This is a genomic window from Nocardia salmonicida (genome assembly GCF_036142455.1).
Classification (GTDB): Bacteria; Actinomycetota; Actinomycetes; order Mycobacteriales; family Mycobacteriaceae; genus Nocardia; species Nocardia salmonicida.
This window is the reverse complement of sequence record NZ_CP108014.1, coordinates 6,898,570-6,915,544: the sequence shown is the minus strand read 5'-3', so window position 1 is coordinate 6,915,544 and position 16,975 is coordinate 6,898,570. Positions and strand designations below refer to the sequence as shown.

At 67.2% G+C, this 16,975-nt stretch carries 11 protein-coding genes; 7 read left to right on the top strand and 4 right to left on the bottom strand.

Annotated elements, in window-relative coordinates; all coding sequences use genetic code 11:
* Window positions 1–3: 3 nt before the first annotated feature.
* From OHS03_RS32305 to OHS03_RS32285, 5 genes are all read left to right on the top strand, one after another.
* Complete coding sequence (locus OHS03_RS32305) at window positions 4–1,107, top strand: IQM protein middle domain-containing protein (RefSeq protein WP_328659237.1); 1,104 nt, start codon at window positions 4–6, stop codon at window positions 1,105–1,107.
* Window positions 1,108–1,328: 221 nt separating this feature from the next.
* Window positions 1,329–1,877, top strand: coding sequence for a DUF3558 domain-containing protein (locus OHS03_RS32300; protein ID WP_328659235.1), 549 nt, complete (start codon window positions 1,329–1,331; stop codon window positions 1,875–1,877).
* Between the two features lie 11 nt (window positions 1,878–1,888).
* Window positions 1,889–2,281, top strand: coding sequence for a hypothetical protein (locus OHS03_RS32295; protein WP_328659233.1), 393 nt, complete (start codon window positions 1,889–1,891; stop codon window positions 2,279–2,281).
* 32 nt (window positions 2,282–2,313) lie between these two features.
* Window positions 2,314–3,642 carry a hypothetical protein gene (locus tag OHS03_RS32290; protein WP_328659231.1) on the top strand — a complete coding sequence of 443 codons (1,329 nt, stop codon included), beginning with the start codon at window positions 2,314–2,316 and terminating at the stop codon, window positions 3,640–3,642.
* Window positions 3,639–4,433 (top strand): ESX secretion-associated protein EspG, encoded by a 795-nt coding sequence (locus tag OHS03_RS32285; protein WP_328659228.1) that lies wholly within the window; start codon window positions 3,639–3,641, stop codon window positions 4,431–4,433. The genes OHS03_RS32290 and OHS03_RS32285 overlap by 4 nt, the downstream gene beginning before the upstream one ends.
* 12 nt (window positions 4,434–4,445) lie before the next feature.
* Here the strand turns inward: OHS03_RS32285 and OHS03_RS32280 are convergent, their stop codons facing one another.
* Complete coding sequence (locus tag OHS03_RS32280) at window positions 4,446–4,847, bottom strand: MerR family transcriptional regulator (protein WP_328659226.1); 402 nt, start codon at window positions 4,845–4,847, stop codon at window positions 4,446–4,448.
* A gap of 49 nt (window positions 4,848–4,896) precedes the next feature.
* Between OHS03_RS32280 and OHS03_RS32275 the strand changes: the two genes are divergently transcribed.
* The gene (locus tag OHS03_RS32275; protein WP_328659224.1) at window positions 4,897–5,775 is read left to right on the top strand and encodes an NAD(P)-dependent oxidoreductase; all 879 of its coding nucleotides are present in this window, start codon (window positions 4,897–4,899) and stop codon (window positions 5,773–5,775) included.
* A gap of 17 nt (window positions 5,776–5,792) precedes the next feature.
* Here OHS03_RS32275 and OHS03_RS32270 read toward each other — a convergent pair whose 3' ends face one another.
* Window positions 5,793–6,416: a TetR/AcrR family transcriptional regulator gene (locus OHS03_RS32270; RefSeq protein ID WP_328659222.1), complete on the bottom strand. Its 624-nt coding sequence runs from the start codon at window positions 6,414–6,416 to the stop codon at window positions 5,793–5,795.
* A gap of 94 nt (window positions 6,417–6,510) precedes the next feature.
* On the opposite strand from OHS03_RS32270, the gene OHS03_RS32265 reads away from it, so the two are divergent.
* Window positions 6,511–7,020 carry a hypothetical protein gene (locus OHS03_RS32265; RefSeq protein WP_328659220.1) on the top strand — a complete coding sequence of 170 codons (510 nt, stop codon included), beginning with the start codon at window positions 6,511–6,513 and terminating at the stop codon, window positions 7,018–7,020.
* A 43-nt stretch (window positions 7,021–7,063) separates the two neighbouring features.
* On the opposite strand, the gene OHS03_RS32260 is transcribed toward OHS03_RS32265, so the two are convergent.
* Entirely contained in the window at window positions 7,064–11,863 is a 4,800-nt protein-coding gene (locus OHS03_RS32260; protein WP_328659218.1) for a non-ribosomal peptide synthetase, read from the bottom strand.
* A gap of 43 nt (window positions 11,864–11,906) precedes the next feature.
* Entirely contained in the window at window positions 11,907–16,973 is a 5,067-nt protein-coding gene (locus tag OHS03_RS32255; RefSeq protein WP_328659217.1) for a non-ribosomal peptide synthetase, read from the bottom strand.
* Between the last annotated feature and the right edge of the window lie 2 nt (window positions 16,974–16,975).

Genomic DNA, 16,975 nt, shown 5'->3' with positions numbered 1-16,975 from the left:
CATGTGAATCACTGGCAGGGTGTCGTAAATTCGATATTCTACTCGATTCAGTTCGAGCACGATCTCGACAACAAGACGGTCGACAGGATCGCGTACGCACTGGTGACCGAGCCGATCTCCACGCTGACACCGCAGGAGGAGTACCAGATACTATCAGACGGCTTGGCGGCCGAATTGGCACTCCCATCGGTCGTGTCGATGCGCCAAGGGTCGCCAGAATTGCGGGATTTCTTGAGCCGCACAGTGGCACGCATGGAGGAGATGCGCCCATGGCCCGAATTGCCGTATATGAGATTACCCGAAGAAAGCATCACCGCTTTCCGAGACGCCCAACCGATCGCCCGTATCTCGGCGAGGGTCAACGATATCGAAGCACGAATGTCACGCGGGTTTTATTGGGGAACCGAATACGGAACATACATCCCTTTGAAAATGCGCTCCGGGAGAATTATCGGCATGTTCACCCCATTCTGGGATGACAACGAAGATATCGTTCTCGTCGATACCACCGACGATGCCGACCCAGACTCGGTCATCAATGAATTATTGTCAGCTACGAGGATCGACCCGGTCACGGTGACTCGCCTGACCGCAGAAGACCTCGATGAATTCATCGAGGAATATGCGACAACCCCCATGCAACCGAATTTCCGCGGCGAGAATTTTCCTGGAAATTCCGTGTGGGGCGACAAGTATGTCGCATACCTGACCACCGACGAACGGGAATCGTATCGACTCACCCTCCACGATGGACTCCTCTACAACGCCCAGGGCCAGCTCTACGACACTGGCGACGCTCGTACCCTGTGGTCACCGGATGGTGGGCGGGCGATTTTCGCCATGGACAGTCGCGGCGACCTCTACTCATCTCCGCACCACGTCCTCGGCCGGTTCCATCACTCCAGTTTCCTCGCGGGAGAACCGGTTGCCGGTGCCGGTGAGATCGAGGTCAGGGCGGGGCGTGTTCTTTTGATCAGCGACCACAGCACCCATTACCGCCCAGCACGGCGCTTCACCGAGCAGGTTGTCGACAGCCTCGCAAGGCAGGGGGCAAGTGTCGATGACATTCAAGTCGAATACCACCAGCCGCCGGACCCGGTTCAGTGACGCACGATTCGTTGATGTCCGCAGAGTTCGGCCGTTCGGCTCAGTTCTCGCTTCGGCTGCAGGACCGATGGTCCTGGCGATCGCGGGCAGTTGCGTAGGGTTGGGGAGGGCGCGGTCTGCAAGTCAGTGGAACCGGATGGGGTCGGGGTGCGTCTAATCGAGTAGTGGCAGGTTGCTGCCGTGTCCGGCCAAGTAGGAGTGCTGTGCGAAGCGTTGTGGTGATGCGGGCTGTGGTCTGTGGCGTGGTCGGGGCAAGTGTCCTCGCGGGGTGCGGAGGGACCGAGGAGGGGTCGGCCGGGCCCACGACTACCGTGCGGGATCCGGACAGTATCGAGGTGTTCAACCCGTGCCGGGGGGCGTTGTCGGATGAGGTATTGCGAGGCGTGGGGCTCGATCCGACATCGAAAGGTGTTCTGACCGATCCACCGACCGGCGTCTCGGCGTGGCGAGCCTGCGACTGGATGCCGCTCGACAACCGATACGGATCCGGGTCCCGGAGTGTCATGGTGATGTCGACGAGCCACACCCTCGAGGAGGCACGTGCAAAGGCGAGCGCCGAGGTAATTCGGAACACCACCGTTAACACCCGACCAGGCCTGGTGTCGAGGGAGAAGGCCGATCCGGACGCCTGTTATGTGTCGTTCGAAGCCGAACAGGGCATGTTCGAAGTTCGTACCTCGTGGTTGAGCACCGAAGGCCCCCGGGTCGGGGACCTCTGCGGAATGACGGAAAAATACGCTGCGGCAATCGAACCGCACCTGCCGAAGTAACCGGGGGAAAGATGACGCAGGATCATGCCAGCTACTGGCAAAATATGAAGACTCAGGCAGTCAACGGTGAGTTCAGGCTCGAAGAAGACCTCGGGCAAGCGCTAGCTGGCGTGGTCAGCCAATACATCACTGACCTGGAACGACAGAAGACATACGCCCAGGCTCTCAATCGCCTGACCGGTTGGGGCGGTCTCCCTTCCGCCGAAGTAATCCGCGCCAAGTACGAGGCAAAAGCAGTCGCCGGAGGCGCCGGCGACGCCAACGACTCCGCGGTGAAACGCCTGGAGCAGCACATCGCCATCGCCCGCGACCAGCGCGATACTTTCCTCGCCGCCATCGGAAAACTACAGGCCGTCGACCAGCAGTCCGCAGGCGAAATCGGCGCGACGGGGGCGAACATCTGATGGGGTTCTGGGATCCTCTCGAAACGATCGGCATGACCGTTTTCCACGTGGGAACGCTCGGCGCCTTCAAGATCATGGACAATCACGACCAGTCCAGCAACGCTGACGACGACCGCAGCAAGCTCGACAACGACGGTAAGCAGGCGTGGGAGGGCGATCGCAGCATCATCGGCGACGAATGGTCGAGGCTGCGGGCAGGCAGTGATGTGACGATGGAGGGCGAGAAGGTAAAGGCCGAGCCGTTCAGTACGTGGACACATCAGGAGATCTGGGATGCGTTGCGCGGCAAGGACGGCAAGCCCGGAGTCGACGCCGGGCAGATCAATGCCACCGCGGACGGTTGGCGGCGCCTGACAACGGGAACCGAGACCGCGGTCAACAACTACCGAACGAGCTTCGAGCGAGTCCTGTCCGAGAAGTGGTCGGGCGCCTCCGGAACCGAGGCGATCAACGGTGTGAAGAGCTACACCACCGAAGCAGCGAAGCTACACACCACATTCCAGATGGTCGCCAACGGCATCGACTACATGGAAGGGGTTCTCGGACAGGCGAAAATCGCGATCCCTGAGCCAGAGAAAGTATCAACTTTCGACGAGTTGATCAGCCACATCCCCGGCAACGGTGTGGTCAAAGCGGCGAAGCATCGCGCCAATGAAGCCGAGGAAGACGCCCGACTCTTCATGATCGGCACCTACCAGCCAGGGTCGATCACTGTCGACAGACAGACACCGATTCTGCCCGTCCCCATCAACAACATCGGCGACCCAGGCGGCATTCCCGACACCGGAGGCAACGGCAACGACGGCGGCTCCAACAACAGCACCGGCAGCAACGGCAGCGATTCGTCCACGGACCCCGCTGGCACACAAGAGGATTTGGCGACGACGGAGCCGCAGTCGACCGATCCTGACGAGGATCAGAACGACGACGGAACCGGCGACGACACCACCGAGCCGAGCTCCACCGACCCATCCGCGACGACACCCGCGGCGACGACACCGGCCGGTACCGGCACGCCCACCACACCCGGCGGCGGAGGGGCACCTGGTTCGGGTTCGCCAGGTTCGGGTTCCCCCGGGTCCGGTGCGCCGAGCGGAGGCGCACAAGGTGCCGCCGTGCCGGGTACTCCCGGCGGTGCGGCTGCGGCCGCGGGTTCAGGTAACCGCGCGGGAACGACCAGCGGCGTAGGCGGCAGGGGTATGAGCGGCATGCCCGGCATGATGGGTGGCGGCCGCGGCGGCGGTAAAGGCGAGGACGACAGTGAGCACGCCATTCCCGACTACCTCATCCAGGATCGAGAAGACGAACTCATCGGGCTGCTTCCGCCGACCCTTCCGCCCGGCGGGGTGATCGGCGCGTGAGCTGGTCCCAAGCAGCCACCTACGACACAGCAGATCGGCGCTCGAGCTGGCAGCTCGACCCGCACGCGTTCGCCGTCGGAGTGGAAGGCCATGGCCGCGACCGCCTTCCGTACCCGTTGACCTTCCGACCCGAGCTCGCCGAAACCTACGAGATCCACCAGGAACGACGCGAGGCCGCCTTCGCCAGGCTGCGGCAGGTCTACGACGATGGCCTACACAAAGTGTTCCGCGCTCTGCTCGAACCCGAGGTGCGCGTCGAGATCGAGGGTCTACACGGCCCTGGTCAGTCCGAAGTCGTCCGCGTGTACGCCGGAATCATCGAGGACCACGCGGCCTTGGCGGTCCAAGCATCAGGACCTACCCGCGAGCAGGGCGGGGATATCACCTTGAGCATTGTTCCGCTGGCCGACTTGGCCGCTGCGATCGTCACGAACCTGCCTCGCGCACAAGGTGGTTCGACATCCCGCTTCGAAGGCCGACGCAGCGACCTCGACGCGGCCACCTACGCCCGCCACCCCACACGCCTGTCCCCCGTCGAACAGACGCAACGGTTCTTCCGCCGCCCCCGAACCAGCACCGGCGAGATCACCGTCTACCCCGGATTCCAGGTGGACTCACGCCCCACCACCGACGGCAAAGCCTTTCTCTGGCTGGACTATCCGAACGACGGCCGCTATCTCATCCAGCATCACGACGCCGACAACTTCACCGTCATCCCCGGCCCGCCCACCGAACTACAGCACCGGCTGGCCAGGCACACCGCGATATTCACCGAGCGACGGCGCGGGTAGCGCGACCACTGCTCAGGCGGGGATAGGTTCGGTTCCGTCGAAGGGTGGGTAGGTGTCGCTGGTTGTGCGTTCGGCGGCGGCGATGTAGACGGCCAGGGCTTCGCGGGATCGGGTGAGGCGGTTGATTTGGTCGTCGAGGCGGTGGAGACGGGTTCGCATGGCGGACAGTAGGTCTGGGCAGGCGGGCAGGGTGGGGGTTTCGCCTTCTGCGCAGGGTAGGAGGTAGGCGATGTCTTCGGAGGACAGGCCAGCGCCGAGTAGGTGGCGAATCTGCTGGACGCGCAGTGGGGCGGTTTCGTCGTATTCGCGGTAGCCGTTCGGGCTGCGGTGCGCGGACATCAGGCCCTGGGCCTCGTAGTAGCGCAGTTGGTGGGTGTTGACGCCTGTGCGGGTACTCAGTTCGCCGATTCGCATGGCATCCTCACTTGACCTTCATACCGGTATGAACGTTGATGATGCTGCCATGAACAACGCAACCGAAACATCCGTGACCGTCATCGGACTCGGGCTCATGGGCCAGGCGCTCGCCGGCGCGTTCCTCGCCGCCGGACATCCCACCACCGTATGGAATCGGACGCCCGCCAAGGCCGACCGGCTGGTGGCCGAGGGTGCGCGGCTCGCGCCGACCATCGGTGACGCGCTGCGAGCGGGCTCGATCACGATCATCTGCGTCTCCGACTACCCCGCCGTCCGTGAACTGTTCGACACCACAGAGGTCGGCGGCACCACCTTGCTCAATCTGACCTCGGGCGACTCGGCCCAGGCCCGCGAGACTGCCCGCTGGTTCGCGCAGCGCGGCGCTCACTACCTGGACGGCGCGATCATGGCCATCCCGCAGGCGATCGGAACACCCGACGCGGTGATTCTGCACAGCGGTCCACAGGCCGACTTCGACACTCATCAGTCAACGCTCGAGGCACTGGGCACCGTCAGCTACCTCGGCGCCGATCACGGCCTCGCTTCCCTGTACGACGTGGCGGGTCTGACCATGATGTGGAGCATCCTCAACGCCTGGCTCCAAGGCACCGCCATGCTCAGAACGGCCGGTGTCGACGCCGCGACGTTCGCCCCGTTCGCGCAGATGATGGCGGCCGGGGTGGCCACCTGGCTGCCCGGGTACGCCGAGCAGATCGACAACGGTTCCTATCCCGCCGAGGTGGCGGCCCTGGAGACCGACGCGCGAACGATGGCCCACCTGATCGAGGAGTGCGAGGCGCTCGGTGTCAACGCCGAACTCCCGAAGCTGATCAAGGCGATCGCTGATCGCTCGATCGTCGCAGGTCACGGCGCCGAGCAGTATCCGGTGCTGATCGAGGAGTTCAGCAAGCCTCACACCGGTTGACATCCCCGCCCACTCGCCTATCGGCCACCTATCGAGCTGAGAACTCCGTCCAGCAGCCGATCGAACTCCGCGACGGACCCGAAATCGGTCAGCCGTGGAGCAAGCTCGGCCATGGTCGGGAACTGGGTCGCGTCGATGGCGGGCACCATGTCGGCGCGGTCGGGCGACACACTGAGGACGGCCAGCAGATAGCCGTTGAGAAAGCTGAACAGCAGCAGTGGCGTGTCCGCGATAGCTCGCTCGGGGAGACCGGCTTCGCGCATCGCGGTCAGCAGTCGTTCCAGTGCCGCGAGGGCCGTCGGCGAAGTCTGTGGGCGCGTGGCCAGCAGCGCGACGACGTGGGGGTGTCGATAGGCGGTCGCCCGGTAGCTGTGCGCCGTCGCGCGGGCGATCTGTGTCCAGTCGCGGGTCATCTCTTCATCGACGGTGACCTCGGCGAGCACCGCTTCCGACACCGCGTCCAGCAGCGCGGCCTTGCCTTTGATGTGGCTGTAGATCGACATCGGGTCGACCCCGAGTTCCTCAGCAAGGCGCCGAACAGCGAAGCGTTCGAGACCATCTCGGTCGACGAGTGCGACCGCGGCGGCCGCGATGCGTTCGCGGGTGAGCCCCGCCGAGGTGCCCCGCGTACGTCTGGCCAATTTTCCATCCCTTCTCTTGTCAAACCTACGTCGTAGGATATACCGTCGAACGCAAATCTACGGCGTAGGTTTGCGAGCGAAACACGGAGGCGATATGAACGACGCGACTGGCGGTTCCATCGGGAACCGACCCGAATCCGGGAGTTCGGCTCTCGCCGCGATGTATACGGGTCTCGGGCTCAGCGTGATCACTACGGTCGTCCCGTACGGCACTCGACAACTACTGGCCGAACACATCCGAGACGGTTACCCCAGCTATACCCAGACCCAGGTCGACTCGGCAGTCGGAACATATCTGCTCATCCTGACGACCATCAGCGCGCTCGGAACGATCGCCTGGCTCGGGTCGATCTGGACAGTGCGGGCGGGAAAGCGCTGGGCCCGACCGACCGCGACAGCGCTGGCGGCGCTCGGCGCCACCGTGGGGCTGACCGAACTCCTCACCAGGGACACCTCCGGCGATACCGGGCTCCCGCCGCTGCTCGGCTGGGTCCTCATGACCCCGTCCCTGGTAGGCCTGCTGGCAGTCGTACTCCTGTGGCGGCAACCGCCACCCGACCGAGGCGGGCGCACATCCACCGCGAACCGCGAGGCCACCGCATGATCGCGCCGGGCTCATCCAACCGGAGACGACCTCGACAGCCAGGTCAGCCAGCGACCTCATCGGGCGTGGTTGCGCTGAGGTCCAGTGCGTCGGCCAGAGTTGTGATCGCCTGAGCCCACAATTCTGCCAAGCGGGCGGCTCCAGTGTCGGTGAACAGGGATGCGCTCCAGCGGAAGTTGGTGGTCAGCGCGGAGCCTTCCGGCGTGGCGCCGATGCCCGCGATGACATCGACCGCGTAGCGCAGGGGTAGAGCCGGTTCCGGGTCGAGCGGAAGTGCGGTGTCGTGTTCGCCGACGAGCAGTGACCAGGGGTCGGTTTCGTTGCCGCTCAAGTCGATTCGGCCGAGGTAGTTGAACTCGACCTGAGGTTCGGCGGCGGTGCGGAGTTCCGCGGAACGGTTGACGTAGCGGAGGAGGCCGTAATCGAGGCCCTGGTTGGGGATTTCGCGCAGGTGCGCGGAGACCGAGTCGAGCAGGGTGCGAGCGGCGGCGGGGTCCGCTTGTGCGCGTGCGACATCCACCGCGTTGTCGCCGACGCCGAGGCGTACGGGGAAGACGCTGGTGAACCAGCCGAGGGTGTTGGCCGTGTCGGTGCCGAGGGTGGTGTCGGCGCGGCCGTGGCCTTCCATGGCGATCAACGCACCTGCGGCCGGGTCGTTTCCGTTGTCGGCGTGGAGTGAGGCCATGGTCATGGCGAGGGCGGTGAGGAGGAATTCGCGGACGCCCTCGTCCTTGCCGATGCGGTTGAGCAGGCGTTCGGTGACCGCGACCGGAGTCGCCACCGTGCTGACCCGCAGGCTCGACCAGGTGTCGGTCGCCGGGGCGGGGTGCCGGGAGCCGAGTGCGGCATCGGGCTCGCGGACCTGTGTGGTCCAGTAATCGCGCTGAGCGAGGACTTCCGGCTCGGTCGCGCGCTGCCACATGGCCTCGGACCACTGTCGGTACGAGGTGAACTCGGGCAACATCTTCGGCGTCACGCCCGCTTGGATCTGCTGCCACGCGGCGGCCAGTGCGTCGAGCATGACGTGCCAGGACACGACGTCGACCGCGAGGTGGTGGACTGTCAGTAGCAGTATGTCGCCGGATTCACCGTCGGTGTCCTGGCGTGCGGTGCTGGAATCCGCGCTGTGCACGGCGTTGCCCGCACCGGACACCGCACCCGGGAACCACACCGCACGCACCATGTCGCCCGTGCGGGGATCGATGGCGTCGTTCGCGATACGCGCGAATTCGGTGATAGCCGAGTCGAGTTCGGCGCCGGTGAGATCTCGGGGCGCTTCGATCACCAGCTCGCCCGCGTGCACCGCACCGGGCGCCCGGGTGACCAAGCGCGGCCCGTCGGTGGTGTCGGTGAGCACCGCGCGCAGGGTGTCGTGCGCGTCGAGCAACGCTTGGAGGGTGGATTCCAGTGCCGCACGGTCGATTCCGGCGGGCAGGCGCAGCAGTGCGGTCTGGGTGAAACGGCGGTAGTTGCCGTACTCGTACATCCAGGAGACCACCGGCAGTGGTGGCACCACGCCGTAGGCGTCGGCGCCGGACTGCGCGGCGGCGGCCGGTGCGTCGTCGACGGCGGCGGCGAGTTCACGAATGGTCCGGCAGGCCAGCACCATTCGCGGATTGAGGGCGAGGCCGCGACGGCGGGCCTTGTTGACCAGCGAGATCGCGACGATGCTGTCGACGCCGAGTTCGTAGAAGTCGGCGTCGATGCCGGGTGCGCGGCCGTCGAAGAGTTCGGCGAAGAGCTCGCTGAGCGCGATCTCCGTTGCCGTCTCGGCGGCCGCGTTGCTGTCGGCGACCACCAGCGACTGCTCGGCGAGCTCATTCAGCGCGTGGCTGTCGAGCTTGCCGTTGACATTGACCGGCAGCTGATCCATGACAACGATGCGCGCGGGAATCATGTACGTGGGCAGGCGTTGCGCCAGGTCGGCGCGCACCCGGCTGACGATCACGGCGCGACCGGCCTTGCCGACGACGAAGCCGACCAGCGACGCACCACCGGCACGGCGCACCACGGTCACCGCGGCGGTGTCGATATCGGCGGAGCGACGCAGCGCGGTCTCGATCTCGCCGACCTCGATGCGATAGCCACGCACCTTCACCTGGGCATCGGCGCGCCCGAGGTAGCCGAAACGACCACCAGGAAGCCTGCGCACGAGGTCACCGGTGCGGTACATGCGCTCGCCGGGGCGCGTGGGGTCGGCGACGAAACGGTCCGAGGTGATGGCGGGTTTGCCGAGGTAGCCGCGGGCCAGCTGCACGCCCGACAGGTAGAGCTCGCCGACGATGCCCTGCGGGACCGGTCGTAGCCGGGAGTCGAGCACGTAGCCGACCATTCCGCCGTTGGCGGTGCCGATCGTGGGGATCTCCGAGGTGGCGACGGGTGCGACCACGGCTTCGACGGTCGTCTCGGTGGGGCCGTAGCAGTTGTACACAGCCGTCCCGGGGAGTGCGCGCAGTCGCGCCCACAGGGCGGTGTCGATGGCCTCGCCGCCGAGGGCGAGCACCGACAGTTCGCGGTCCAGCAGGCCCGCTGCCGCCAACTGCGCCAGCATCGACGGGGTCGTGTCGATCATGTCGATGTCGAATTCGGCCATGCCGGAGACGATTCGGTGCGCGTCGCGCATCTCCTCGGCATCGAACAGGTGCAGCGCCTGCCCGGCGAAGAAGCCGACCATCGGCTGCCAGGAGGCATCGAAGCCCAGCGACCAGGCGTGGGCGATCCGTAGCGGTCGGCTGAGCTTCTCCATGGCCGGACGGTAGAAACGCTCCAGGTGATCGGCGAAGTAACCCGCCAGTGCCGCGTTGGTGCCGACCACGCCCTTGGGTTCCCCGGTGGAGCCGGAGGTGAAGATGATGTAGGCGCTGTGGCCGAGTTCGCGATGCACTGCGGGAGCCTGCCCCGGCCGGGACGCGATCCGCGCCAGGACGGCAGGCTCGTCGAGCGCCAATACCTGGACTGAATGCCGGTCTGCCGACGCCGAGACACCACCGGCAGTATCCGAACCACTGAAGTTTGCGGCGATTGCGCCGTGTACGTCTGCATTGTGCCGAGCAGCCACGGCGATGTCTACGAGTGTCTCACTGGAAGTCGCCTTGCCGGGGCCACTGTCAACAGACACCGTGTCGAGGGTCGTGTTGTCCAGCAGGGCACGGTCGGCGTCGAGGAGGACAGCGAGTATCGGGTCCGATTGGCGCAGAATCGATTCGATCCGGGCTACGGGGAGCGTGATGTCGACCGGGACATAACCTGCCCCCGCGGCGAACGTCGCCAGGATCGCGATGATCGAGCGAGGTCCACGCGGGAGCATCAGGGCGACAACAGTTTCCGGGCCGACGCCGTGGGTGACGAACTCCCCCGCCATCCGGCAGGCCTCGTCGTGCAGTGCGCGGTAGGTGAAAACCTCGCCGGCGGTGGTGGTGAGGGCGATCGCATCCGGGGTAGCGGCGGCCTGCTGGGCGAAAAGCTCCCAGGGAGTGGCGGTCGGGGCCGGGGTAATATCCGTTGCAGCGCTGAGGAGCTCGGCGTGCTCACTAGCGGTGAGCAGGTCGATCGACTCGGTGGTCGCGCCTGCGTCGAGGGTTGACAGGGTGCGCAGGACGGTGAGCATGCGAGCACCGAGGTCGGCGGGGTCGAGGTGGCCGAGGAGGGCGGGGATCGCCTCGACGAGGACGAGGAGTTCGCCGTCGCTCAGGTGGGAGACCACCGTGAGCGGGTAGTGGGCGAGGCTTTCCATCTCAATCGGGCGGAACTGCGCGCCGTCGGGGGCGGTGACCGTCTGGATGGCGTCGTCGATGGGGGCGTTCTCGAAGACGAACAGGGTGTCGAACAGGGCGCCGTGGCCCGCCGCGCGCTGCAGGGTCGACAGGCTGAGGTAGCCGATGTCGCGCATGGTGGCCGAATCACGTTGCAGGCGTGCGCATTGCGCGACAACCGGCTCGGCGGGATCGAGTCGGTGCACGACCGGGACGGTGTTGATGAAGAGTCCGACCATGCCTTCGACGCCCGCGAGCTTCTCGGGTCGGCCGGAGATCGTGGTGCCGTAGACGACATCGCGACGGTCGGTGACGCGGCCGAGCAGCAGCGTCCAGGCGAACTGGACCGCGGTGTTCAGCGTCATCCCGTTGCCGCGCGCCCACTGCTGCAACTGCTCGGTTTCGGTGGCGGACAACCGGAGTCGCGTGGTCTGCGGAACCGCGGAGCCGCGCTCGCCGGTGCCGTCGGCCAGCACCAACGGCGCGCTGACCTGCTGCAGGTACTCGGCCCAGCGGCGGGCCGCGGCGTCGTGGTCCTGGGCGCCGAGCCAACCGATGTAGTCACGGTAGGGACGGGGCGCGGGCAGACCGTCCGGAGCGCCGCCCGCCTGGTAGACGGCGAGCAGTTCGGTGAAGAACACCGCCACCGCCCAGCCGTCCATGAGGATGTGGTGGGCGGTGAGGATCATCCGCTTGCGCGGCGCGGGCGCGTCGGTGACGTCGAGCAGCAGCACTCGCAGCGCGGGACCGCGACTGAGCACGAACGGGACGCGGCGCTCGGATTCGGCGATCGAGTCGAATTCTGTGGACAGCGCGGCCCGTTCGGCCCACGGCAGCTCCGCACGCGACGGGATGATCTGCACCGGCTTGGGCACATCGGTGTCCCAGAACGCGGCCCGCAGGTTCGGATGACGGTCCAGCATGGCCTGCGCGCTGCGGTGCAGCAGGTCGGTGTCGAGCGGGCCGTCGATATCGACCACGAATTGCATCGTGTACAGGTCGATCTCGGTGCCCGTCAGCCGGGACAGGGAGAACAGCCCCTCCTGCAGCGGGCTCAGCGCGAGTACGTCTTCGATCTGCGGCGCACTCATGCTGCGTCCCTTCCTAACTGCTCGTTCATCCCGACGTTCGTGCTCATCCCTGTGCGGACCAGGCGGCCGTCAGCGCGGACAGGGCGTCGGATTCCAGGCCCGACGCGCTCATCGGCGCGTGCGAAACCTGTTCGGGCTCATCGGCTTGAGTCGCGCCACCGGCGGCGGCGTCGACGGCGGCGGCCAATTCGGTGATCGTGGCGCACTCGAAGACCATCTGCGGCGACAGCGGCAGACCGAGGGCGTCGGCGCGGGCCGACCACTGGATGGAGATGACGCTGTCGCCACCGAGGGCGAAGAAGTTGTCGTCGCCGACGACCTCGTCGATCTCCAGCAGTTCCTCGATCAGGGCGATCAGGGTGCGCTCGGTATCGGAGTCGGTCGCGGCACCGGTGGCGACGGCGCTCGCCGCTATCGGGGCAGCCGGGGCGAGCAGGCGCTCGAGATCCTCGGCGGGCAGCACCCGCAGGTCGGCGACCGGCAGGTCGGGTGTCTCGGCGAAAGCGCGCAGCGTGGCGGCGAGCGCGTCGGCGATCAGCGCGGCCGTGGCCGGGTCGTACAGATCGGCGTTGACGACGACGCGCACATCCATGCCGCCGTCGGCGGTCACGTTCAGGCTCAGGTTCAGATCCAGGAACGAGACGTCGAAGTCGGCGGGCAGCACGGTGACGGTGGTCTCGCCCGAGGAGGCGAACGGCAATGTGGTCGGGGCCCAGTCGGCGCCACGGAAGTGGATCATGCTCTGGAACAGCGGGTTCCGTGAGCGGGAGCGGCGCGGGTTGAGCGCTTCGACCAGTCGCTCGATCGGGAGCTCCTGGTGTGCATTGGCGTCGAGCACCACATTGCGTGCCCGAAGCACAGTGTCGTGCAGGGTCGGCGCGTTCGACAGGTCGTTGCGCAGCACGACCATGTTGGCGAACAACCCGATCATGGCCGTTGTCGCCGGATCGGTGCGCGCCGCGACGGGAGTGCCGAGGGTGATGTCGGTGCCGCCGCCGAGGGTGTGCAACAGGGTGGCGACCGCGGCCTGGCACACCATGAATTCGGTGGCGCCGCTGCGGATCGCGAGCGATTCCAGCCCGGAGCGCACGGTGGCGGGCAGCGAGAAGTTCACTACTTCACCGCGCTTGCCGAGCACCGGCGGACGCTGCCGATCGTGAGCGACCGCGATCTCCTCGGGCACGTCGGCGAGCGCGGCGCGCCAGTAGTCGATCTGGTCGGTGGCGAACGCGCTCGGCGCGGCCTGGTCGAACAGTTCACGCTGCCACAGCGCGTAGTCGGCGAACTGGACCGGCAATGCCGCCCAGTTCGGGGCGACGCCCAGCTCGCATCGAGCACGGTAGGCGGTGGTGAGGTCGTCGAGCAGCACGCCGAAGGACGCGTGGTCGGCGACGATGTGGTGCACGAGCAGCGAGAGCACGTGGGTGTCGGCCTCGAGTACGAGCAGTTCGGCGCGGATCAGCGGCTCACCGTCGAGCGTGAAGTGGTAGTCGGCGATCTCGGCGAGTGCCTGGGTGAGCTGGTCGGACGCGATCTCGCGCACCGGCAGCGGGACCGGAGCGGCGGGGTGCACCACCTGGTAGGGCACGCCGTCGTGTTCGGGGAACGTGGTGCGCAGCGACTCGTGCCGAGCGACCACGTCGTCGAGTGCGGCACGCAGCGCCGCGATGTCGAGTGCGCCGTCGAAGCGCATGGCCAGCGGCAGGTTGCCGACCGAACCCGCACCCTCCATCCGATACTGGAACCACATCGCCAGCTGCGAGTACGACAGCGGAACACGCTCGCCACGCGCGCGCCCACCGATCGCGGGGCGACCGGTGCCGGTGGTCTCGCTCTCGGTCGCGGCGTCGTCGAAATCGTTGTCGACGGCGTCGAGGTCGATGTCGAATTCGGCCAGGAAGCGGGCGACCAAGTTGGCGGCGAGGGCCGCGGGGGTCGGGCTGTCGAAGACGACGCGGACGTCGAGTTCCACGCCGAATTCGGCGCGGACCTGGGCTACCAGCCGGGCCGCGAGCAGCGAGTGGCCGCCGAGCTCGAAGAAGGAGTCCTCCGCGCTGACCTCGTCGAGGCTGAACAGGGCGCCGAACAGGGCGCAGACCTTGCGCTCGGTGGCCGTGGCCGGGGCGCGGTGGGTGCGCACCACGGCGGGGGTCGCGGCGGGCAGGGCGCGCTTGTCGAGCTTGCCGTTGACGGTGAGCGGGATCTCGGGGATCACCGCGAACGCGCTGGGCACCATGTATTCGGGCAGTCCGCTCGCCGCGAAGGCGTGGACCTGTTCGAGGTCGACGGTGCCCTCGGCGGGCACCACATAGGCGGCCAGCATCGCGCCGATGGCCGGGTCCTCGATCACCACGACAACACAGTGGGCCACGGCGGGATGCGCGGCGATCGCGGCTTCCACCTCGCCGAGTTCGATGCGGAAACCGCGCACCTTCACCTGCTCGTCGGCGCGACCGACGAACTCCAGCTCACCGAAGGTGTTGCGGCGCACCAGGTCGCCGGAGCGGTACAGCCGAGCGCCCGGGGTGAACGGGTCGGCGACGAAACGCTGGGCGCTCAGTGCCGGGCGGTCGAGGTAGCCGCGGGCGAGCTGCTCACCGCCCAGGTAGAGCTCACCGACGACGCCGTCGGGCACCAACTGGAGCGCCTCGTCGAGGACGTAGGTGTAGACGTTGCGGTTGGGGATGCCGATCGGCACCACGCCGGTACCCTGCGGACCGGAGACCGGCATGTGGGTGGAGCAGACCACGGCTTCGGTGGGGCCGTAGTGGTTGCGCAGTTCGGCGTCGAGGGTGTTGGCGAAGCGGTCGGCGACCTCGCCGGGCAATGCCTCGCCACCGACGGGGATCTGGCGCAGCGACTGCCATTCACTGATCTCGGGCAGCAGCAGGAAGGTGCTCAGCATCGACGGCACCATGTGCAGCACGGTCACCTGGCGGCGGCTGATCAAGTCGGCGACATAGCGGATGTCGCGGAAAGCGTTGGGCTTGGGCACGATCAGCTGCGCACCGACGGTCAGCGTGATCGCGATGTCGACCAGCGACGCGTCGAAGCTCACCGACGACGACTGCATCAGCCGGTCGGCGGGGGTCATGTTCCAGTCGGCGGTGAAGCAGACGATGTGTTCGGCGATCGCGTTGTGCGGCACCGGAACACCCTTGGGCTTGCCGGTGGAGCCGGAGGTGTAGATGACGTAGGCGAGGTTCGACGGGCGCAGTGGGCGCAGTCGCTCGGCATCGGTGGGCGCCGTCGCGGGCAGCTCGGACGCAGCCTCCTCGGCGGCGGCCAATTCGACCGCCCCGAGCAGTAATCGAGGATTCGCGTCCTCGACCAGGTACTCGATGCGGTCCTCCGGGTAGGCCGGGTCGATCGGCAGGTACGCGGCACCGGCCTTCAGCACCGCGAGCACGGCGACGATGAACTCGACCGACGTGCCGAGCCGAAGGCCGACGATGTCCTCGGTGCCGATGCCCTGCTCGATCAGCCAGTGCGCCAACCGATTCGCGCGAGCGTGCAGCGCGGCGTAGGTGAGCTCCACATCATCGGAGACCAGGGCCCGCGCCTCGGGGTCGGCGGCCGCGGCCGACTCCAGCAGGGCGACAAGGGTTGTCGCCTCTTCGTCGACGAGCACGCCGTGCGAACGGTCGAGCAACGCGGCGCGATCGGCGTCGCCGAGCATGTCGAGATCGGCGAGCCTGCGCTTCGGGTCGCGCAGGGCACTGTCGAGGAGACGACCGAAATGGACGAGCAGCTGGTCGACGATGGCATCGGCGAGCACGTCGGTCTGGTACTCGGCTTCCACCACCGCGCTGCCGTCGGCCTCGAGCACCACGGCGAAGGCCAGCGGCACCTGCGCGCTCGCCGCGCCCAGTTCGAGCTGGGTGGACCGCACGCCGTCGATGGCGAAGCCGTCGGCGCTCTTGCGCACGCTGAAGCCGAGGCGGACCAGCTGATCCATGCCGTCGCGTCCGGCGACACGGTCCGGATTCGCTTCACGGACAACACGATCGATGCCGACCCCACGGCGCGCGAACGATCCGGTGCAGGTGTTGCGCACGCCGGCGACCAAGGTGGCGAAATCGTCGCGGCCACCGATTCCCGCGCGCAGCAGCAGGGTGTTGCCGAAGTAGCCGATGAGCTGTTCGGTGCCGACGGGACGGTCGGTCACCGGGATGGAGACCAGAAAGTCGTCGGCGGCGGTGTAGCGGTGTACGAGGGCGTCGAAACCGGCGAGCAGCACCATGAACGGGGTCGCGGCCTGCTCGCGCGCGAACTGTTCGGTGCGGGTGACGAGGTCGGCGGGCAGCCGGTGGGTGCGGCGCCGGGCGTGCCTGCCCGCGTCGGCCGAGGCGGAGCCGGGGAGCTCGAGGGGCTCGGGCAGCGGGCGCAGGGCCTCACGCCAGTAGGCGACGTCGGCTTCGGCGGGTTCGGCAGTGGGCGCGATCGCGGCGAACTGCACCGTGTCGGGCTGTGAGTCGGCGTTCGACGCGTCGACAGCGGGTGCGCCGAGCCGGTAGGCGGCGTTGAGTTCGGCGAAGAAGATGGCCCAGGAGTCGTCGTCCCAGCAGATGTGGTGGATGGTGAACAGCACGACATGCTCGTCGACCCCGGTGCGGATCAGCGTGGCACGCAGCGGGAGTTCGGTGCCGAGGGCGAAGGGGCGGGCGAAGTCACGCTGGGCCAGCACCTCCACCCGCAGGTCGCGACCCGATTCCGCGAGCTCGGTGACGTCGTGGGTCGACCAGACGGCGCGGGCATCCGCGGTGAACACCTGGAACGGAGTGCCGTCGACATCCGCGCCGTAGGTCGTGCGAAGGATGTCGTGGCGCGCCACCACCGTGTCGAACGCGGCGTGCAGGCGGTCGGCGTCGAGCGGGCCGGTGAGGCGGTAGGCGACGCAGATATTGAGGGCGGTGTCGTCGGCGTCGCGGGTCTGCAGGAACCACATGCGGCGCTGGCCGGGGGTGAGGGGGCGCCGCTCCCCCGCCGGGATCCTCGGTACCGCCACGGGTTCGGCGTGCACGACCGACATGCCGCGTTCGCGCAGCTTCTGCTGCAGCAGCAGTTTGCGGCGTTCCGCGACGGACAGGGTGGCTTCGGTGTCAGACATGT